Annotated in this window: 20 protein-coding genes; 4 read left to right on the plus strand and 16 right to left on the minus strand. The window is 44.3% G+C overall.

The genetic code is table 11. The features are described from left to right. Positions 1–41 precede the first annotated feature (41 nt). The 14 genes from nagZ to ilvE form a co-directional block, all read right to left on the minus strand. Positions 42–1,253: a beta-N-acetylhexosaminidase gene (gene nagZ, locus DESYODRAFT_RS15965; RefSeq protein ID WP_007784685.1), complete on the minus strand. Its 1,212-nt coding sequence runs from the start codon at positions 1,251–1,253 to the stop codon at positions 42–44. A 158-nt stretch (positions 1,254–1,411) separates the two neighbouring features. Beyond that, positions 1,412–2,278, minus strand: a complete 867-nt coding sequence (locus DESYODRAFT_RS15970; protein WP_007784687.1) for a DUF3221 domain-containing protein — start codon at positions 2,276–2,278, stop codon at positions 1,412–1,414. 128 nt (positions 2,279–2,406) lie between these two features. Further along, entirely contained in the window at positions 2,407–3,120 is a 714-nt protein-coding gene (locus DESYODRAFT_RS15975; protein WP_007784688.1) for a phosphatase PAP2 family protein, read from the minus strand. 35 nt (positions 3,121–3,155) lie between these two features. Next, positions 3,156–4,304, minus strand: coding sequence for an MGDG synthase family glycosyltransferase (locus DESYODRAFT_RS15980; protein WP_007784691.1), 1,149 nt, complete (start codon positions 4,302–4,304; stop codon positions 3,156–3,158). A 371-nt stretch (positions 4,305–4,675) separates the two neighbouring features. Next, positions 4,676–5,347 carry a protein kinase family protein gene (locus tag DESYODRAFT_RS15985; RefSeq protein ID WP_007784692.1) on the minus strand — a complete coding sequence of 224 codons (672 nt, stop codon included), beginning with the start codon at positions 5,345–5,347 and terminating at the stop codon, positions 4,676–4,678. A gap of 240 nt (positions 5,348–5,587) precedes the next feature. After that, complete coding sequence (locus DESYODRAFT_RS15990) at positions 5,588–6,838, minus strand: glutamate-5-semialdehyde dehydrogenase (RefSeq protein ID WP_007784695.1); 1,251 nt, start codon at positions 6,836–6,838, stop codon at positions 5,588–5,590. A gap of 18 nt (positions 6,839–6,856) precedes the next feature. Beyond that, positions 6,857–7,966 carry a glutamate 5-kinase gene (proB, locus tag DESYODRAFT_RS15995; protein ID WP_007784696.1) on the minus strand — a complete coding sequence of 370 codons (1,110 nt, stop codon included), beginning with the start codon at positions 7,964–7,966 and terminating at the stop codon, positions 6,857–6,859. After that, positions 7,960–8,772 (minus strand): pyrroline-5-carboxylate reductase, encoded by an 813-nt coding sequence (gene proC / locus DESYODRAFT_RS16000; protein WP_007784697.1) that lies wholly within the window; start codon positions 8,770–8,772, stop codon positions 7,960–7,962. The genes proB and proC overlap by 7 nt, the downstream gene beginning before the upstream one ends. Before the next feature lie 350 nt (positions 8,773–9,122). Continuing rightward, complete coding sequence (gene leuB / locus DESYODRAFT_RS16005) at positions 9,123–10,184, minus strand: 3-isopropylmalate dehydrogenase (RefSeq protein ID WP_007784699.1); 1,062 nt, start codon at positions 10,182–10,184, stop codon at positions 9,123–9,125. A gap of 26 nt (positions 10,185–10,210) precedes the next feature. Next, positions 10,211–11,743: a 2-isopropylmalate synthase gene (locus DESYODRAFT_RS16010; protein ID WP_007784700.1), complete on the minus strand. Its 1,533-nt coding sequence runs from the start codon at positions 11,741–11,743 to the stop codon at positions 10,211–10,213. Positions 11,744–11,772: 29 nt separating this feature from the next. Continuing rightward, on the minus strand, positions 11,773–12,771 hold the full coding sequence (gene ilvC, locus DESYODRAFT_RS16015; protein ID WP_007784702.1) for a ketol-acid reductoisomerase: 999 nt from the start codon (positions 12,769–12,771) through the stop codon (positions 11,773–11,775). Positions 12,772–12,847: 76 nt separating this feature from the next. After that, the gene (gene ilvN / locus DESYODRAFT_RS16020; RefSeq protein WP_007784704.1) at positions 12,848–13,327 is read right to left on the minus strand and encodes an acetolactate synthase small subunit; all 480 of its coding nucleotides are present in this window, start codon (positions 13,325–13,327) and stop codon (positions 12,848–12,850) included. A 4-nt stretch (positions 13,328–13,331) separates the two neighbouring features. Continuing rightward, on the minus strand, positions 13,332–15,020 hold the full coding sequence (gene ilvB, locus DESYODRAFT_RS16025) for a biosynthetic-type acetolactate synthase large subunit (protein ID WP_007784705.1): 1,689 nt from the start codon (positions 15,018–15,020) through the stop codon (positions 13,332–13,334). A gap of 27 nt (positions 15,021–15,047) precedes the next feature. Continuing rightward, complete coding sequence (ilvE, locus tag DESYODRAFT_RS16030) at positions 15,048–15,929, minus strand: branched-chain-amino-acid transaminase (RefSeq protein ID WP_007784706.1); 882 nt, start codon at positions 15,927–15,929, stop codon at positions 15,048–15,050. A 373-nt stretch (positions 15,930–16,302) separates the two neighbouring features. On the opposite strand from ilvE, the gene DESYODRAFT_RS16035 reads away from it, so the two are divergent. The 3 genes from DESYODRAFT_RS16035 (at position 16,303) to DESYODRAFT_RS16045 (ending at position 18,779) form a co-directional block, all read left to right on the plus strand. After that, positions 16,303–17,586 carry a homoserine dehydrogenase gene (locus DESYODRAFT_RS16035; RefSeq protein WP_007784708.1) on the plus strand — a complete coding sequence of 428 codons (1,284 nt, stop codon included), beginning with the start codon at positions 16,303–16,305 and terminating at the stop codon, positions 17,584–17,586. A gap of 16 nt (positions 17,587–17,602) precedes the next feature. After that, the gene (gene thrB, locus DESYODRAFT_RS16040) at positions 17,603–18,505 is read left to right on the plus strand and encodes a homoserine kinase (protein ID WP_007784710.1); all 903 of its coding nucleotides are present in this window, start codon (positions 17,603–17,605) and stop codon (positions 18,503–18,505) included. Positions 18,506–18,584: 79 nt separating this feature from the next. Then, entirely contained in the window at positions 18,585–18,779 is a 195-nt protein-coding gene (locus DESYODRAFT_RS16045; protein ID WP_007784712.1) for a hypothetical protein, read from the plus strand. Between the two features lie 436 nt (positions 18,780–19,215). Here the strand turns inward: DESYODRAFT_RS16045 and DESYODRAFT_RS16050 are convergent, their stop codons facing one another. Beyond that, positions 19,216–20,127: a chymotrypsin family serine protease gene (locus DESYODRAFT_RS16050; protein ID WP_007784713.1), complete on the minus strand. Its 912-nt coding sequence runs from the start codon at positions 20,125–20,127 to the stop codon at positions 19,216–19,218. A gap of 161 nt (positions 20,128–20,288) precedes the next feature. On the opposite strand from DESYODRAFT_RS16050, the gene DESYODRAFT_RS16055 reads away from it, so the two are divergent. After that, a complete protein-coding gene (locus DESYODRAFT_RS16055; RefSeq protein ID WP_007784715.1) occupies positions 20,289–20,612 on the plus strand; it encodes a hypothetical protein in 324 nt (107 codons plus the stop codon). Positions 20,613–20,672: 60 nt separating this feature from the next. On the opposite strand, the gene DESYODRAFT_RS16060 is transcribed toward DESYODRAFT_RS16055, so the two are convergent. Then, positions 20,673–21,569, minus strand: coding sequence for an NAD(P)/FAD-dependent oxidoreductase (locus tag DESYODRAFT_RS16060; protein WP_007784716.1), 897 nt, complete (start codon positions 21,567–21,569; stop codon positions 20,673–20,675).

Raw genomic sequence — 21,569 nt, forward strand, 5'->3', positions numbered from 1 at the left:
GACCCCTTGCCGTTTCCGGCAAAAGGAATGATTTTTAGTTTCTATGGTTTTAGGGATGGGAAATCCCTGTAGAGTACTTCAATCTTATGGTTGATACTTAACGGATTCACCGATTCGATTGACCTATCGGAGAGGGCGTACTCCCCTTTTAATTTCAATACCCTATAAACACTTTGATCTATCCTCTCCAGAGAAATCCTTCCTGTTTGGGCGGCCGTTTGCATTGCTTTAAGTACAGCCTCTTGTTTAGCATACTCATGACATACTAATACCATATCACTGCCGGCATTTATGGATGTTATTGCAGCTTCACTAAGATCATAATTATTGACGATCGCCCCCATCGTCAGATCGTCGGTTATAATTACCCCATCAAACAACATTTCTTTGCGCAGAATATCCGAAATAATGATTTTCGAAAACGAGGCGGGATACTCGGAATCGATTTTTGGCAAGAGGATATGCGCCAGCATAATTGCATCAACCTTGTTTTCGACAGCCTTATAGAAAGGGACTAATTCAAGACTTTTTAACCTGTTCAGATCGTGATTAATAACAGGCAGCCCAACATGAGAATCAACGAAAGTATCCCCATGCCCCGGAAAGTGTTTGACAACAGAGATAATATTCTGCGACCGGAGTCCCTTCATGGTCTGAATGCCAAGCTTACTAACCAGAGTTGGGTTATCTCCAAAAGCCCGATCTCCTATCACCTGATTTTGAGGATTACTGAAAACGTCCAGAACCGGCGCAAAATTGGTATTCAGCCCAAAGGATTTTAATTCTTCTCCGACGATGCCACCCAGCCGGTAGGAAAGTTCATCACTATTCAGCTCACCAATTCGCCGGCTCGACGGAAGCTTTGTGAATTCGGACGGCATTCGGGAAACTCTGCCCCCCTCTTCATCAACGGCTAACATTAAAGGCAGTTTGTTAACCGAATTTGTTTCTTTCAATGAATTTATTAAGGACAGCAGTTGGTTGGCATCCTTGACATTTTTTTTAAAAAATACAAAACCGCCCACATGATACTCTTGAAGCAGCCGCGCCGAATTAAGGTCATTTTCATATGTGTCAACGCCCGCCATGACCAATTGGCCGACCTTTTCCTCCAAGCTCATCCCCTTAATTTGTTCTTGAATGGGATCAATATCTTCCGTATTTTTCCGGTTATCCATGGTCGTAACATATCCATACCCCAGGATAGCCAATAAAGCAAGGACAAGGATTAAAAGCAAATAGTTCTTACGCATTTTTCCCCCTTTACCCTATCTTATAGATAGTTCCAGAAAATTTCCAACGACAAATTATACTATACTAATGAATAATACACAGAACACAGCCCATAATCCTCACTTTTTCCGGGATTATGGGCTTACTTTTCCCTGTTTATTGAATTCTTAGCTATTTTCTAGTCTATAAAATTGTCCCTGGTTAAGCGAATCATTTCTACTCTGGAATCCGCCTTCACATTCTGGTTTAACAGGGAGTTATCCGCTTTGTCCAGGTCAAAAATGATTAATTGCCCCTCCCCCAGCTCATAAAAACCTTCAAGCATTCCTTCTCCGTGCCGGCTTTCCATCTGTTTATAGTCTGAACCGTAGTTATCAAACACGTCTTTGGCCATATCCCCCGTTTTAACTCCCCGATTTGTCGGAAATTGTGCCGAGGTGGTCTCAAGTTCGAGTACCTGTCCTGAGTTCTTTCCTATAATAATAGTCATCCCATTATCATAGACCCTTCGCTTCCAAGCTTCCGGAAAATGACCAGGTTCATCATAAACTTCTTCCTTAAAGGCACTCCCTAATACCTTGTCAACCTGACTCTGACTATCTCCTAACCGGATTCCGCCTAGGCTCGCGCGCTTATCCGCTTGTTCATCGTTCAGTATCGTGATCTCACCGGCAGTTGCCTGGACAGGGTATGATTCAGCGACCGGTCCAATGAAGCTCACTTCGACTCTTTGATCTTTCTTTAAGGAATCAAATATAGCGTTTACCTCTTGGTCTGCAGTCTTTTCGTAGATTCTGGTCTTTTGAGTCACTTTAATTGATGCCTTATCGTAAGGCTTAAAACCCGTTTCCCCTTCCACGTAAATGGTTCCGAGTATATCCCCGGATTGATTTCTGGTCACGCTGATAACAGTACCAAGAATGTCTATTTGCTTGGCATCTTGGGGATTCCCTGAGTCTTGGGGCTTGGCAGCATCGCATCCGGAAAGGACTAAAACACTTACAAGCGAGATAGCGATGGTTTTGATTACTTTACTTACGTTCATTTAACCCTCCGTAAACGTCATTGTTTTATTACCTAGTGATCTGCTTTATCACTACCTATATTCTTATAGACGGAAGTTAGTTAGTGATTCTGACATTAAAATCATTCCGATTATCGGACGATAAACCGCTAAAATCTCTTATTGCTGTTGCTTTGTTCATTGGTAATAACTATTATTTGATGTTTGACTTTTTTTATTACCGGCCCCAAGCCGGGGGCCTTTAGCAGTTCGCCCAATCTCTCCATGTTTACGTAAAAAACCAGGTCAAAAATTAACCCTCCTAATAGTATAGCGGATAAGAGATCTAAAATAACATGTTGCTTAATAAATTGAGTTGCTAAAATGATTAGGATAGCGTTAATATAAACAAACGTTACATTTAAGTAATTTTTAGCCGGATACTTGTTAATTGCTTTAATCATTAGAAAACTTAACAGGACATGAATACTTGGAAAGGCATTATAAGGTTGGTCGTTACTATATATAAAAGCTGTCAGCATCGTCAGCAGGTCATCGCCAATAAGTTCAGGCCTGGGAACATGTGTCTGAAAAAAGAAATAGATTCCGTATGATATCAATAATCCAAGATTAATTGACAGCAACGTCCGGTAATAGATGTTCTTATCCTTAAAACAAAAGTAAGTTAAGGTTCCAAATATGAAAAAATACCAAGCTATATAAGGTAAAATAAAAAGTTTTATAAATGGGACTCCCTGATCTATATCTGTAACCAGGCTATGGATGCCTCGATCCCCATTATTGAGCAGACAATATAGGATATTAGAAATTGGAATCGACAACATTAAGAAAAGAGGCATCAGACCTTTAATCTTTTTCTGCATCTATATCTTCCTTTCGGCTGACTATCTCCTTGGAATCATCCAGTTCTTTGGGTTTTGCTTGAATTCGCCACTAATTGAAGCATCTGATTAACCGTTTGTTCTGCCGAATGACCCATTAAAGCAGATCTTGCTTTCTCCCTCATTTTCTCAAGTTCCTCCGGATGGCTTATAAAACACTTAAGTAATCCTTCCAATTCCTTGTCTGAACCTGCGGCCTGTCCCGCACCGATGCGCTGCACAAAGTTTGCATTTTCTTCTTCCTGACCCGGTATAGGCTTATAGATAACGAGCGGCAGGTCCATCGTTAGTGCTTCAGTGACAGTTAAACCTCCGGACTTGGTTATAATTAGATCCGCTGCGGACATTAATTCCTCCATATTATCAACATACCCTAAGATAATCAGGGGATTAAGGGCACTGGCAACGAGATCTTGCAAAGAATGATACAATTTTTTATTATTCCCGCATACAATAATTGACTGTACCGGTGGTCCTGAATCTGCAAGTGTTGTACAGATTTTTCTCGTGCTTTCCCAGTTACCATAGGACCCCATTACAAGAAAGGTCGGCAGACCCGGTTTAAGTCCCAGAGCAGAGATAATCTCTTCCCGATCCTTCTTTTTTTCAAATTTTGGACTAATCGGGATTCCTGTCACATGTATTCGTTGTTCAAGGATTCCCGCTGTCACTAACATTTCCTTAACCTCTTCACAAGCCACCATATACCCATCCACACCTGGATGGATCCAATGACCGTGAACCGTGTAGTCCGTAATGACCGTGACCACCGGAACCTGTAATATATGCTCTAATCTCAGCTGAGCCAGGATCGAAGAGACTGTTGGATAAGTGCAGACGATCAGATCAGGATCAAATTCCTGAATGTATTTGAGAAAATCAGAGCGGCCTAATAGATTCAAAAAACGCTGAATTTTCGACTTAGGACTCAGCTTGGAGGTTTGCTTATATAATTTCCCCCATAGTTTTGGCGAATGTTTGATCAACTCAAAGTATAGTTTTTTAATCACGCTATTAAAGCGCTTACTCAGGAAATCCCCAAAATCTATATGTGTCACAATTGCTGAAGGTTCCTTGATACGTATTTCCTCAATAACTGCTTCAGCAGCCCGAAAATGTCCATTTCCAAAGGCTGCAGAAAACACAAGAATTCGTAAATGCTTCAACGATAGCCCCCCTCAAAAATCGTTTCCGGCTCAAACGTCCTAAACACGCCGCTGCCAGCTGTTTAACTCTTTAATATAGAGTGATGCAGCTTCAGCAAAAGGACATCAGCCATAACTGCATTATAAGGTGTAGTTCTTAAAATAAAGTAAGTCAAATTATTAGGAATTTCTTAAAATCAAATTAAAAACATCTTTAATACTTCACTAAGGCCACACTATGTGTTTTTTCTTATAGCAGCTGAAAGCGCTGCCCCTTTGAATCATCTTGGAAATAATACTTCTTAAAACCAAAAAAACGACTGAATTTCATCAGTCGCTACAATATTTTTGCTTCAAACACTTATTAACATTAATGATTATTTTTACATTCCCTATCTGCTCATTCGGAAAAGAACAATGATCGCCTTGACAAAGTCTTGAACATTAAAACTTTCAGGCTTTGTCAGGTTATACCACTTTCGTGCAGTTTCAATCAGCAGGAGCGGAAGAGCTTTACCATCAAATAAGTGATAGTATTCCATATACCCTTCTTTTAAGTATTCCCACCTTCGATCGTTTCCCGGTTTCATATACTCAGAGACATCAAGAAGTTTAGCTCTGCCTTCATGAAGGATTATATTCTTTAAATGAATATCTCTCGGGTTTAGTCCTTTGCTTAATCCATAGCTAATTGCGTTGTCGACATCCAAAATAACCTGGTGTGGTATATGAATCCCTTGCCATAGACAATCGTAGAGAGTTACCCCTTCTTCAAAACTAATCACAAGGTAATTTAATCCTCTGCCATAATACACTGGGAAATACTCTGAACGGCCCAGTTTTTGATAAACCTCAATCTCACTTTCTAACTTCCCTAGCTTATCATTGCTAAATACTTTAAAAGCATACTGTGGCTCAGACAAAGAACGAAATACGGCAGCGTCAGTCCCCACACCGATGCACTCGAATTCATTCGAACTTCCCTCTACAGTAACAAGCTCATTTTTCCCATTCGCTGAGACGCTTAATCCAGATAATTCTCTTTCCGCGATATCCCACTCCAATTAATTCACACCCTTTTTCTGCCGTTGCCCCTACCTTCACAAACTCTCGCACATAGGATGATTGTATTGAGTGATCATTTATCTATCTTTAAAGGCCGCCAGAAAATTGGCGGCCTTTAATTTCTGCATCATTCTTATTTTATATTAAGGTAAAAACCTGCCATCCCAGCCACTCCTTAAAATGGACCCACAATACCAAGCTAAGAATAACTTAATCATCAGCAAAAGTCCAGCCAATAATTATTTTACAACATGTCCGTCTCCATAGACCATATACTTAATCGTCGTCAATTCTTTCAGACCCATAGGTCCACGGGCATGTAACTTCTGAGTGCTAATTCCTATCTCCGCCCCAAAGCCAAAACGTCCTCCATCCGTAAAGCGGGTTGAAGCATTTACGTATACAGCAGCCGCATCAACTTCTTTTAAAAACCGTTGAGCTTTGGTATAGTTCTCGGTAATAATTGTTTCAGAATGCTTGGTAGAGTATTGGAAGATATGATCCAGTGCCCCATCCAGATCCGGCACAACTTTTATGCTTAATATAAGGTCCAGGTGTTCCAGAACCCAGTCTTCCTCATTAGCCGGGAGAGCATAGGGCAACAGTTCACAGGTTCGCGGACAACCTTTAATTTCAACTTGTTTCTTTTTAAGTTCTTCACCGATTAAGGGAAGAAAGTTCTCCGCAATCCCCTCATCCACGAGCACAGTTTCTAAGGCGTTGCACACTCCCGGATTTTGGGTCTTGGCATTAATAATAATGGGCAACGCCTTTTCATAATCTGCATCCCGGTCAACAAAAGCATGACACATGCCTGTACCGGTTTCAATCACCGGTACAGTGGCATTTTGCACCACCGTTTCAATCAACCCGGCTCCTCCTCTGGGAATAATGACATCAACATAATCATTTAAACGCATCAATTGCTGAACCCACTCTCTATTCGTATCCGTAATCAATTGGATACATCCTGAGGGCAGTCCGCCGGCCTCAGCAGCCTCGGCAATAACTCCGGCTAAAACTTTATTACTTTCTAAAGCCTCTGATCCACCTCTTAAAATCACCACATTGCCTGACTTCAGACACAGAGCAGCCGCATCGACAGTAACGTTGGGCCGTGCTTCATAGATCATCGCCACAACTCCCAAAGGAACCCGGGTTTGTTGAATACGCAGTCCATTCGGCCGCGTCCAGACTTCCCCTTCCCCGACAGGGTCCCTCAAAGCGGCGACTTCTTTAAGGGATTGGCTGATTTGGGAAATGCCTGCCGATGTCAGCTTCAAACGATTAACCAGACTCTTCTTAAGACCTTTCTCTTCAGCCGCCTTAACATCTAAGCCATTGGCTTTCAGGATTTCTTCTTCACTTTTCAGGAGCGCCTCTGCCATTGAGATTAAAGCATTGTTCTTTGCCTCAGTGCTTGCGCAAGCCAACTGCCGTGCGGCCTGTTTAGCCTTTTGCCCGATCTCAATTAATTCCGGGAAAATCATAGAATCTGCCTCCTTTGTTTATATAAGTGTCATATTGTCGCGATGAACCACTTCTTCCCCGTCAAAATCCCTAAAAAGCTGATGCAGTTTTTCCGAATGCAGCCCCTTCACTGTCTGTACTTCATCCCTAGTCAATTCTGCTACCCCTCTGGCAATCTCTTCTCCTTTCGTATTGATAATCCGAACGATTTCTTTCCGTTCCCAAGTCCCTTCCACTGCAATGATTCCTTTGGCCAGCAGGCTCTTGCCTTCTTCCACCAGAGCTTTAGCCGCCCCATCATCGACTTGGATACTTCCTTCAGTTAAGCCTGCATAGGCAATCCAGCGTTTCCGACCGGCAAGACGATGCTTTACCGGCTGAAAATAGGTTCCTTCGGGACTCTGACCCTTAGTCAGGAAATTAAGTTCCTGAAGACGTGTGAAATTCAAGAGAAGCATACCAATCCCAAAACGAGTGGCAATCTTGGCAGCTCTCAATTTGGTGACCATCCCTCCCGTTCCTAAAAGACTTCCAGCCCCGCTCGCCATACTTTCAACAGCGGATACCTCTGTCACTTCTTTAATAAGTTGAGCGGAGGAATCCTTTTTCGGATTGGCCGTATACAAGCCATCGACGTCTGTTAAAATGACCAATAAGTCGGCCCCGACCAGGCCTGCCACTAAAGCAGACAAAGTATCATTATCCCCAAAACAAAGTTCCTCTACCGCAACTGTGTCATTTTCATTAATGATCGGTACGACTTGCAGACGCAGCAATTTCTCCAGTGTATTTTGGGCGTTCCTATAATGGGATGCTTGCGCCAAATCAATTCGAGATAACAATACTTGAGCAGCTATAATACCATGTTGTTCGAGATTTCGGGTATACATCTCTATGAGTACCCCTTGGCCCACAGCCGCTACAGCTTGTTTTCCCGCTAAATCCCGGGGCCGGCCTTGCAGCTTTAGTTGCCCCATTCCCGCGGCAACAGCCCCTGATGAAACAATAATACACTCCACTCCATCTTCCTTTAAGGCTGCAATAACCGAGACAATCTCATCAATTGCCCGCTCATCTATCCCACCCTGCTGATGGTTTAAACTACTGCTCCCTATTTTCAAGACCACTCTACGCACGTCACTTAACACTCGGAATACTCTCCTTCCAGATCTTCTGCACGCTTCGCACAAGCCTTAGCAGCGTTCAGCACAGTCTGAGCTAATTTTTCATCCATAAAAACATTCAAAGCTGCGTAAGTTGTACCATTGGGAGAAGTGACTTCTTCACGAAGCCTCCCCGGCGATTTATCACTTTCGGCAATCATTTTTCCTGAGCCAATCAAGGTCTCCAGGACTAATATTTCGGCTTCCTCTTCGCTGAGTCCTAATTCTATCCCCGCTTTAATCAAGCTCTCCGCAAACAGATAAAAATAGGCCGGACCACTTCCGCTAATTGCTGTTAAGGCATTGATGTTTTTTTCCGGCACCCACATAATTCGTCCTGTAGCCGAGAAAATCTTCTCTCCTATCTCCGCCTGTTCATCAGTGACATTATCCCCCCGCGCTAAGCCGGTCATTGAATGAAGCACGGCAGTAGAGGTATTTGGCATCGCCCGAACAACTGCAACCCCGGGCAGATATTTATTAAAAAGCTTCAAAGGGACACCCGCTGCCACACTAATAACCAGCTTATCCTGCAGCGAAAAATCCGTTAAATCTTTAAGCACGCCTTGGACGTCCTTCGGCTTCACTGCAATAATCAAGACCCTCGAATCTTCCACGAGTTCCTTCAGCGGAGCCGCAATAACCTTATATCTATCAACCAAACCCTGAATACGTCCATGATTTGAAAGATTAGTCACTCGGATTTCCAGTGCACTATTCGTCTTCTTCAGACCGCTGATCATAGCCTCCGCAATATTTCCCCCACCAATAAAACCAATACTTTGTGACATCCCACTACCATCCTTCCTAAACCGTATTATTATTACCCAGAAAAAAGGGCTCCTTTCATCCTTATCAAGGACGAAAGAAGCCTTCCGCGGTACCACCTTTATTGCCAATGCCAACTTTATGCTGCCAGATTGATCCAACAAAATTCCAATAACGGTGGAAACCGTCCGATTCATCATCAGAGCATCACGACTGGGTTTCTGATACCATAGGCGGAAAAACTCTCAGCAATTGCTTTTCTCTCTGAACACCAACGTCTACCATACTGGGTCGATCTCATGCTTTAGGCGTTATTCATCTTACTATACTCTAACTCACTGGTCCAAAAATTTCAAGTACTATATTTGATCCTCTACTTTAATGCCTCTACAACAGCATCTCCCATTTCCCGGGTTCCTAGTACTTTATCCCCTGATTTTGCTAAATCAGGCGTTCTATACCCCTCTTGCAAGACGCGCTCAACCGCTTTTTCGATCATCTGAGCCTCATGCTCTAATCCAAAGGAATAACGCAGCATTAAGGCTCCGGAGAGTATTGTAGCTAAGGGGTTGGCAATATTCTTGCCCGCAATATCCGGCGCCGATCCATGAGCTGGTTCGTAGAGTCCTTTGCCTCCATTTAAGCTTGCCGAGGAGATCATTCCGATCGACCCCATTAACATGGATGCCAAATCTGTAAGGATATCACCGAACATATTTTCTGTTACGATTACATCGAATTGCTCGGGCCAGCGGACCAATTGCATAGCTGCATTATCCACATACATATGGGTTAATTCAACTTCCGGATAGTTCTTAGCAATATCCAAGGTAATCTCTCTCCAAAAACGGGAGGATTCCAAGACATTCGCTTTGTCCACAGAACAAAGTCTGCCCCGGCGCTTAGCTGCCATTTGGAAACCGAGGTCAACAATGCGCCGGATTTCCTCTTCTGTATAAACTAATGTGTCAAATGCACTATTGGGATTTGTTCCTCTCCCTTTCTCCCCGAAGTAAAGTCCACCTGTCAGCTCACGCAGAACAACCAGATCAACATTCTTAACGACTTCGGTACGAAGGGTAGAAGCTTCCACCAACATCGGCAGCATTTTCACAGGGCGGATATTGGCAAACAGACCCAGAGCTTTACGAAGCGCCAGCAGTCCTCCCAACTCCGGGCGTTGGGGTGCCGGCAGAGTGTCCCACTTAGGACCGCCAACTGATCCCAACAAAATCGCATCAGCTGCCTGTGCCGCTGCTAATGTTTCATCCGGCAAAGCCTTGCCTGCCTCATCAATCCCAGCTCCGCCGATCAACCCATATTCAAAATTAAGCGTAGTTGAATGGCCTTTTAACACTGCTTGCAATACCTTTACCGCTTCAGGGGTTATCTCTAACCCAATTCCATCTCCAGGGAGAACTAGAACGTTAGGCATTATTTTTCCTCCTTTTGACCTATGGTTTAGCTCTCGTTATTCGCTCTGATTTCTATCCAACCCCGAACGAAGGCGCGGTTTACCGCTTGGAGATAACCACGCACACTTGCTTCAATAATATCCGTACTTACCCCGCGTCCGGCAACCAGATTCTCTCCGAATTTCACACTAACTGTAACTTCTCCCTGAGCATCTTCTCCGCCATCAAGAGCCTGCAAGGAATAGTGGGTTAGTTTACCATTAGTCCCCAGTACCTTATCAATGGCTTTAAACGCAGCATCGACCGGTCCGTCCCCACAGGCTGCATCTGCTTGGCGCTGCCCCTGATACAGGAGACCGACTGTTGCTGTGGGAACTAAATTGGTGCCACTTGAAACCTGTAAATAATCTAAGCTGATCTCTTCCGCCTTTTCTTTTTGTTCATCTACTAAGGAGAACAAATCCGAAGTCGTTACTTCCCGTTTACGATCTGCCAACAGTTTAAAACGGGAAAACAAGTCTTCAAACTGACTCTCTTCTAAATTTAACCCTAAATCCGTAAGTCGCTGCTGAACCGCATGCCGTCCGGAGTGTTTCCCCAAAACAATGGATTCAACATCCACTCCAATGACACTTGGCGACATAATTTCATAGGTGGACCGTTCTTTAAGCATGCCATCCTGGTGAATACCCGATTCATGAGCAAAGGCATTCTTACCCACAATAGCCTTATTGTGTTGAATCACCATACCGGTTAAGCGGCTGACCAGCTGACTCGTCCTGGCAATTTCCGATGTCACAATCGTTGTTTCTGCACCAAACTGATCCTTGCGGGTGTGCAGCGCCATCACAAGTTCTTCCAAGGCTGCATTTCCGGCCCGTTCTCCGATCCCATTCACGGTACACTCCAACTGATGCACCCCTGCCCCGACAGCGGCCAGGGAATTGGCCACTGCCAGACCCAGATCATTATGACAGTGGACACTGACTTTAACCTTCTCTATGCCGGCGGTTCGCTCCATAATGGCTCGTAAAAAGGCAGCATACTCTTCAGGTGTCGCATATCCCACAGTATCCGGAATGTTGAGTACAGTGGCGCCCGCTTGTATAACACCTGAAAAGACCTTGGCCAGGAAATCCACCTCACTGCGCGAAGCATCTTCCGCACTGAACTCAATATCAGCTACTTTAGATTTGGCCAATCGGACCGCCTGAACAGCCTGCTCCAGCACATCTTCGGGAGATTTCTGCAATTTATAACGCATATGAATCGGCGAAGTGGCAATAAACGTATGAATACGTGGGGATTCTCCACCCGAAATTGCTTCCCAGGCACGTTCAATATCTTTGGCATTCGCCCGGGCCAGAGCCGCTACACTTACATTTCTTACTTCCTGGGCAATCCTGCGCACTCCGTCAAAATCTCCAAGGGAGGCAATAGGAAATCCTGCTTCGAGAACATTAACCCCCAGCCTGCTTAATTGATGAGCGATTTGCAATTTTTCATCTGCATTAAGTGCTACTCCGGGAGATTGTTCACCATCTCTAAGCGTTGTATCAAAGATCTCGATCCGGCGCATTACTCTACTTCCTTCCGATAACGTTACCCCTACTCGTGTTTTTTCAGCCAGCTCATCATTCCTCTTAACTGTTCCCCAACTTTTTCGATAGGATGATTTGCTTCAATACGGGTCATCGCGTTAAAGGTCGGACGATTGGCTTGGTTTTCCAGCAACCAGGCTTTCGCAAAACGGCCATCTTGGATTTCTTCGAGCACACGTTTCATTTCTTTACGTGTTTCCTGATTAACGATTCGTTTACCAATCGTCATATCTCCATATTGAGCCGTGTCAGATACGGAATATCTCATCCAACTCATACCGCCTTCATACATTAAGTCGACGATGAGTTTAAGCTCATGCAAGCACTCAAAGTAAGCAATTTCCGGCTGATAGCCTGCTTCAACTAAGGTATCAAAACCAGCTTTAACCAGTTCGGACGCCCCTCCGCAAAGGACTGCCTGTTCTCCAAAAAGGTCGGTTTCGGTTTCTTCTCCAAAGGTTGTTTCCAGTACGCCCGCTTTAGTCGATCCGATTCCTTTAGCGTAAGCTAAGGCTAATTCTTTAGCTTTTCCTGTAGCATCCTGATGGACTGCGATCAAAGCCGGTACTCCTGCACCTTCAGTATAGGTGCGGCGCACTAAATGCCCTGGGCTTTTAGGTGCGACCATGAAGACATCCACATCACTTGGAGGAACGATTTGTCCGAAATGAATGTTAAATCCGTGAGAGAAGACTAAAGCCTTGCCTGCGGTGAGATGTTGTTTAATTTCCTGATTATAAACTTTACTTTGGGTTTCATCAGGAAGCAAAATCTGAATAACATCGGCGCGTTTGGCCGCCTCTTCTACCGTCATAACTTCAAAGCCTGCTGCTTGAGCCCGTTCTGTACGAGCACTGCCTGGGCGAAGCCCAATTACAACATTAAGACCGGAATCTTTGAGGTTTTGAGCCTGAGCATGTCCTTGGCTGCCATAACCCATTACTGCAATAACTTTGCCTTTTAATAACTCCAGATTTGCGTCTACTTCATAGTACATTTTTGCCATTATTCATAACTCCCTTTCAACTTTAAGCCTGTCTGCAAGGCCTTATTTATTATACTACACTTGGTAAAATCTTTCTCTATGCTTCAGATCGCAAAATTGCAACCTTTCCGGTACGCACCAGCTCCAATAAACCATAAGGTTGAATGGCATGAACAAAGGCGTCTATTTTAGGAATGTCCCCTGTCAACTCTACGGTAATATTGGTTCTTCCCATATCTACAACCCGTCCTCTGAAAATATCCACTGTCTGGAGAACCGCAGATCGTGTTTCCGGGCTGACCTGAACGCGGATTAAGGCCAGCTCCCGATCCACAACACTTTGTCCGGACAGATCTGCGACTGATTGAACAACCACCAGTTTGCTCAGCTGATTCCTAACTTGCTCAATGATTTGATCATCCCCATTAACGACAATCGTCATTCGTGAAAGTTCAGGATCCTCTGTCTGACATACCGTAAGACTATCAATATTATACCCCCTGCGTGTGAACAATCCTGCCACTCGAATCAAAACACCAGGATTATTTTCTACAAGAACTGCAAGTGTATGCAACATATGATTACCTCACAATCATTTCAGTAATGACCTTACCCGGCGAGACCATAGGCAAAACATTTTCATCTTCTGAAATTTTAATATCTACCAGCACTGCCCCAGGATGTTTAAAAGCTTCCTCAAAGGCACTGCGCACCTGCTCCAGGGAATTAACATGGATCCCGCGAATACCATAGGCCTCCGCCACTTTAACAAAATCCGGGTTCCCTTGAAGCTGAATTTGACTATACCGCTCTCCATAAAATAATTTTTGCATTTGCCGAACCATTCCCAGAACCCCATTATTGATCAGCACAATTTTTATGGGCAGATTATTCTGAGCAATTGTCCCCAACTCTTGAATCGACATTTGAAAGGATCCATCCCCTGTTACCAATACGACCCTATCCTCCGGGCGAGCTATTTGCGCTCCTACTGCGGCAGGAAGTCCATAGCCCATGGCCCCAAGTCCGCAGCTACTCGCATAATTGCGTGGATTGACTGTAGGATAATACTGAGCTACCCACATTTGATGCTGACCTACATCCGTAGTGATGATGGTTTCTCCTCCCGCGATCTCTCCCAGACATTGCATCACCATCTGAGGCGTGAGTCTGTCCTTATCATAATCTAAAGCATGATTTTCCTTCCATTCACGCAACTGATCCCACCAGTCTGTAATTTCCGGCAAGACAAATTTGGGCAGGGCCTCGATAATCTCTGCCAGGACCTTACGGGCGTCCCCTACAATTTGAATATCCGTTTTAACAACTTTACTGATCTCGACAGGATCAATATCAATATGAATAACTTTAGCATTGGTCGCAAATCGATCTCCGGGACCATTGGTTACACGGTCATCAAAACGTACGCCCACAGCGATAAGCAAGTCACAATCATTAACAGCATAATTCGCTGTTACCGTGCCATGCAACCCCACCATACCCAATAGATTAGGATGTCCAAGCGGCAGGCTCCCTATTCCCATCAAGGTTGTGACCACCGGTGCTCCCGTTTTTTCAGCAAATTGTTTTAAGACCCCTTCAGCTCCGGCAGTCACCACACCGCCTCCGGCATAAAAAACCGGCTTGCTGGCTTCTGAAAGTGCTCTTGCCACTTCTTCAATCTGACCATTATTATCCCGGCCAAAAATTTTGTACCCTTTCAATTTCATTTCATTGGAAAAGGGAACAACATTTTCCTCAGCTAATACATCTTTGGGAAGATCGATGAGGACAGGACCAGGGCGGCCGGTCCGGGCTATATAAAAAGCCTCCTTGATAATCCTGGGGAGATCACGCGGATCCTTAACCAAATAGGAGTGTTTAGTGACAGGCATTGTAATTCCAACGATATCTACTTCCTGAAAGGAATCAGATCCTATAGAACTGGTTGGAACCTGCCCCGTTAAAACAACAAGCGGGATAGAGTCTAAGAAAGCATTGGCTATACCGGTCACCAAATTTGTAGCCCCCGGGCCGGAGGTGCCTAAACAAACTCCGACTTTCCCTGTAACACGTGAATAACCATCTGCTGCAAACACAACCCCTTGTTCATGCCGCCCCAGCACATGGCGTATAGGACTATCCAGAAGGGCATCATATAATGGAAGCAATACCCCACCCGGATAACCAAAGATGACCTCGACACCTTCCTGCTGCAAGGCATTCAATAAGATGGTCGCTCCCATTAACCCTTTTTTTTCTTCACTCATAGTCTTTGCCCTCCCTGCTATTACTTTTTACATGCTGTAAATCTCAGGACCATTGACATGGGTATGAGCCCTAAATACCTCCAGAAGTTGTTTAAACACAGGACCGGGAACACCGGCTCCGATCACACGCCCGTCGACATTTCTTACCGGAATCAATTCAGCTGCAGTGCCGGTGAGAAAGCATTCATCTGCCGTATACAAGTCATGACGAGTAAACAGCTCTTCCTTTACGTTGATTCCAAGCTCATCAGCAAGCTGTATCACTGTATTTCGGGTGACACCTTCAAGTATGCCTGCAGAAAGAGGCGGGGTTATTAAGACATTATTACGATAGATAAAGATATTATCAGCCGTTCCTTCTGCCACATACCCGTCTTGAGTAAGCATAATGGCCTCAATAACACCGGCCTGAATGCTTTCAATTTTTGCCATAATATTATTAAGATAATTAAGGGATTTAATTCTCGGATTCAAAGAATCCGGGTTGTTCCGCCGGATTGCCACAGTTTTCACGTCTAATCCCTGCTCATACATGCTTTCCTCAAAAAGCTTAATTTGTGCTGCAATACACACAATAGAAGCCCCGGAACAATTATCCGGGTTTAGACCCAGATCTCCTTTACCTCGTGATACCACCAGGCGAATGTAAGCATCTTTTAAGCCATTCCTGCGCAGCGATTCCAAAACAACCTCTTGCATTTCCTGCTTAGTCAATCCAATCGATAAATTAATCGACTTTGCAGATTCATAAAGACGTTTTAAGTGTTCTTCTAATTTAAACACTCGACCATGGTAAGCACGGATCCCCTCGAAAATCCCGTCTCCATACAAAAAACCATGATCAAAAACAGATACTTTCGCTTCTTCCTCAGGAACGAAAGCGCCATTCAGGTAAATGATTAGTCCCATCGAATCACCTCTCTAATAGTGAACAAATAAAATCCCAAGCGCAGTCCCCTAATAACGTGGAACTTTCCGCTTGGGTTTTTTCTACCCACGGTGTAAACCCATTCTGGATTCTGTACCGCTCGGACCAGCCAGGTTCTCTTCCATTTGTGGAGGAGAATATCCTCGGAACCCTAGGTACACTTCCTTATCTGTTATATTACATTCATTTTAGGGAACGTTGTGTATATGATACAGAATACCTCACTCAGTGTCAACCCTAATTTACTGTAATTATGGGGAATTTCCTCTAGAATTTCCTTGTCAAAGTTAGAGGGTACAAGGTATAATGTCCACTATGTAGGTACATTTGTTTTTTCGAGAGGAGTTGTTCTTCATGCCAATTAACATAGGCATATTGGGTTTAGGCACTGTAGGATGCGGGGTAGTGAAAGTATTACAGCAAAATGCTAAGGATATTCAAACACGTACCAATTGCGAACTGCAAATCAAAGCAATCCTGGACCGTGATCTTGACCGTGAACGGGATGTAAGCGGAGACTATCTCCTCACTGATCAATCTGAAGAGGTTCTTCATGACCCTGATATCGACATTATTGTAGAAGTAATGGGAGGAATAGAACCTGCTCGTACCTTTATCTTAGAAGCTTTGGAACACGGAAAAAATGTCGTTACTGCCAATAAGGACTTAATAGCACTGCATGGTCATGAACTCCTTGAAGCTGCCGATGCAGCAGGGAAGGATCTCTGCTTCGAAGCCAGTGTCGGAGGGGGAATTCCGATTATTGCAGCTCTGAAAGATTCTTTAGCAGCCAACCATATTACAGAAGTGCTTGGGATTATCAACGGAACAACAAACTATATTCTCACGGCCATGGCTGAGCAGGGGCGTGAGTATGCGGAAGTCCTTGCCGAAGCACAACAATTAGGGTACGCCGAAGCTAACCCTTCTTCCGATGTTGACGGCCTGGATGCTGCACGTAAACTTGCCATTCTTGCTTCCATCGCCTTTAACTCACGTGTTGCCCTTAAGGACGTTTTTGTGGAAGGTATTTCGAAAATTACTCGTGAAGATCTGGCTTATGCAGCCGAGCTGGGCTGTACTATCAAATTGTTAGCCATTGCTAAACACCACTCAGAGGGAATCGAAGTTCGGGTTCATCCGGCTATATTGCCGCTTAACCATCCTCTTGCTTCTGTCAGCGGTGTTTTCAACGCTATTTATGTCGTAGGAGATGCTGTTGGAGAAACCATGTTTTATGGCAGAGGTGCAGGATCTCTTCCCACCGGAAGTGCGATTGTATCAGATATTATGCGTATCGTCCGCAATATCCAAACCAAATCAACCCCTTCCAGTAACTGTACATGTTATCTCGACTTGCCGATCAAGGCCGCTTCTGATTTCCATACCGCATTTTATATTCGCCTTCTTGTTAAAGACGAACCCCGTGTCCTGGCTACTCTTGCTTTACTTTTTGCAGAAGCAAATATCAGCTTCGCCTCAATCATTCAAAAGCAGCGCGGCGAGCATCAGGCGGAGATTGTCCTCCTGACCCATCCCTGCCGTGAAGGCGAACTTCAGGAAGCCCTTGATTCTGTTAGAGCTTATAGCAAAGTCCTGAGTATTGATAATGTCATCCGTTTTGAAAAGGAAGATTAGTTCAGGGAGGAATATGATGTTTCAAGTTAAAATACCAGCCACCTCCGCCAATCTCGGGCCTGGATTTGACTGCATGGGCATGGCCCTTCAACTATACAACAGGATTACCGTCGAAACTAAGCGGCCCTTCCGGATTTCGTTGGCCGGATCTTATCTAGATGGTATACCCGCGGACGAAAGCAATCTTGTCTGGAGAACCATGTGCCATTTTTGGGACCTTATCCATTATCCTACTCCCACAGTTGATTTGACCTTTGAAAACTTCATTCCTCCGGCCCGGGGCTTAGGAAGCAGTTCGGCAGCCATCGTTGGCGGACTCGTAGCGGCGAACATAATTGCCGGATCACCCTATACAAAGCTGGAGCTGCTTCAGGTAGCTGATGCCCTGGAAGGACATCCTGACAATGTAACCCCTGCTTTATATGGCGGAGTCACTTTGTCTGTGCCTACGGAAAATGGTGTACTTCCCAGAGTTCTGGCTCAATCCCCTAATCTGAAAGGGGTTGTCATAATCCCCGATACACACTTGAATACCAAAAGAGCACGGGGAATCTTAGCTCCGCAAGTTCAGCGTAAGGATGCGGTTTTTAATATTTCCCACGTCTCACTGCTCACAGAAGCCTTTATTCGCGAAGAGTATGCTCTGCTAAAGGAGGGAATGCGTGACACACTTCACCAAAGTCAACGTGCTGCACTTATTCCCGGCTTACTCGAAACTCTTGAAGCTGCCCTTCAGGCAGGAGCCTATGGTGCCGCTCTCAGCGGTTCCGGCCCCACCTTGTTAGCTCTTATTCCCAGCAACTCTAAGACAGATGTATCTCAAACTATGATATCCACGCTTGCGACACATGGAATCAATGCACAGGCCATGATCCTTGAGATTGATTCCGCCGGAGCTTCATCTTCCCCAATCAGGTAACAACATGTACGTCCTCCACATAGCCTATATCAGGACTTGCTCTTTGGCAGGACCAATACAGACTATAGGGGGACTTGCAATGCCGGATATAGTTATTTCCGAAGATGAAGAAGCTGCCATTCAATCCTTCCCATTTAATAATATCGGTCTGTTGATCGGTGCTTTTTCTGCCGGAATTGGTCTTTTTCTCATCGGTTCTCCAACCTCCGGTCCCGTCACATCCATTGTCGGTTTTATTCTTTTTCTAATTGGTGTTGTCATTTTCGCTCTCTAAAGATCCATTTTCAACGAGTCCACCGTTAAAGGTGGGCTTTTTTTATTCCATCTCAAAGTTAAGATAATCAGGTACGCATAAAGCCTATCTTTATCAGGGATGACACAGAAAGTCAGAAAACTTGGCTGGAGCCAAACTTCTGCGTTTGTCCAAAATCCCAAACGTTTGGGATTTTGATACAAGCATGACCGCTATATCGATTAGTAAATGAAAGGGTACCCTAAAGAATCTCACAGACCCAAAAGCAAGGCAGCTTCGCCTACAGAAGTGAACCCATTGCATGGAGAGGAGGTAAGGCTCGTTTTCATCCTCTGCTGGTGCCGCACAGCGGCATGGATTTCTGATATTAAGAAAGCCCGTAGGGTCAATTCATGAATTGCCTCCACGGGCTTTCAGCATACTCTGACACAAACTAAAAACGAAGCCCTCCTTGGTCTTAAAACTCAATATCCAGTAAGCTTAACACCGTTTGAATTGGATTTAAGAGGGTTGCCTGACCTGAACCTGCAAACAAAAGCCCAACTGCACGATTATTTTCCTCCAGAACTAAAGATCCGCTATCCCCTCCTGCAGACATATTTGTGGTTAAAATTTGGTTTTGAAAATTCAGGGTTCGACCTCTCCCATAGCCGACATTAAGCTCGACATTAACTGCTCTGATTCTGCCGGTGGTCAGTCCGGTCGTCCGCCCAGTCTTTTTAACATTCATACCTATTTTTGCTGTTTCAGTCCCTCGAACTAAGCCAATTTCCAGGATCTCAGGGATAATCAGTTCATTGTTCAGGGGTTGCGCTAAAGCACAATCAACATGGTTTCTTGTAGGATACTCATTTAATGCAACATATTTCTTCAATCGGGCAATTCCATCTGCCGATGTACTTCCACCATCAATTGCTCCAGGTTGAAGAATCAAATCCCCTATTTTTGCCCTCCTGTCTCTGCCGTTGGAGGAATTGGCCAAAACGTGGTTGTTAGATAGGATAAGTGGTTGCCCACTCTTGCGGTCATATACAACCGCTCCAAAGGTTCCTGCTGTCGTAAGATAATGCCCAATACTGACACCCGGAGCAGCCGGCCGCATACGCCTTGGGTAGCTTAGAATAGCATATGCAGGATTTCCTGCTGAAAATGCCTGCATATCCCCGACTTCAATAACATCAGTTACTGTTCCATTCAGGGTTTTGGGAACTAGCTGATGCTTTTTTAATTGGTCCAATGGTAATTTTCTTTTTACTAAAACAATAATTGCTTTTTGTTCTGTTGTGACTCCCCCAATTTCCTTAAGACCCTGACCTACCCCAATAACTTGAGGAAGAGCCATTAATGATTTCTTGTTTTTATTATTCATCAAGAAAGCCCTCCGTTTGTCCTTTTCTGCAATATATGAAAAAGAGGACAAACGGTGACATGCCCTGTAAATTTGAGATAGATAAACAAATGGATGCTGTCTTACATATCTTATACAAATAACATTTTTTGGTATTTTTTATAGAAAAGAGGTTCATTTAAATGAATAATTACGAGTCTATTCGACTATTCAGGAAAAACAGGGTGATTGATGACACGCAAGGGCTATCTGAGAAAGAAGACTCTCCTATTTCAGAAAAACAATTTTCAGACCTTATAATTAAACCCCTCGAGAATAAGAAAAAAGAGATTTCCGCACAAAAAAATTCCGAACAATTTCCTCTTCCGCCGAGTATAACCGAGGCGGTTCAAAAAGCCTTTGGGTTACTTGGCATGGTCTTAAAGGACAATTCAGGGCTGAACTCATTAAAAGATCATGATATTTTAGGGAAATTGCCTCTATGGTTGTTCAAGAAACTACAGTAATATAAAAGCCCGCTGTTTGCTAAGTCAAATGAAAGTCTGCAGACAGCGGGCTTTTATCCTTTAGTGAATAGGACTCGTTGATTTTTGATTATCTAAATATTTGACAGCCTGCAAAGCAGCGGTACCACCTTCTCCTGCCGCTTTGATCAACTGATAAGGTTGGCCCGTACAATCTCCGGCGGCAAATAAGCCCGGCAAGCTTGTCTCCAGTTTATGGTTGACTTTAATTGCTGTATCTTCCATTTCCAAGCCTGGCACTAGCTGCTCGGCAGGCAGGGTATCTCTCAGGATGAATACCCCATCAACCTCTAAGGTTTCTTTTCCGAGGTCAAGCTGCCGCACAGCTTGATCCCCAATGATTTTTTCAACCTTGGCCTTAATAACCTCAATTCGTGGGTCAAGCTTTAAAATGTCGCGGTAATATGGAATATAGTAAACGTTTGAGCAGATACCGGCCATATAATTAGCTTCTTCTTCTCCTTCTTGATGGTAAGCAATAATAGCGACTTGTTTGTTTTTATAGAGAGGACCGTCACACGTCGCGCAATACCCTACTCCTTTACCCAACAATTCGGCTTCGCCTGGCAATAGTTTTCCCGCTGAAACGCCTGTAGCAATAATCACGGTATCTGCTTCAAAGGATTTGTCTTTTCCCATAAGGATATAGGGCGGCCCAGGATAAATATTGGTCACTTTAAATTGTGTTATCGGTATTTCCTTTTCCGTTACATGCTTCAGGAAGCGCTGGCGCAATTCTTCACCACCTATTTCCGGGAAGCCAAGCCAATTGTCAACTTGCGGAGCTTTGGAGAGCTTCGGGCTACAAACTTCGGAACCCAGTAAAACAAAATCACGATTACGTATTTTCGCATTAAGGGCTGCTGACATTCCGGCGGGTCCACAACCGATAATCGCTAATTCATAGTGATCTTTTAAGGTATGAAGCTCTTCTGCCAT

This window comes from Desulfosporosinus youngiae DSM 17734, assembly GCF_000244895.1.
Taxonomy (GTDB): Bacteria; Bacillota; Desulfitobacteriia; order Desulfitobacteriales; family Desulfitobacteriaceae; genus Desulfosporosinus; species Desulfosporosinus youngiae.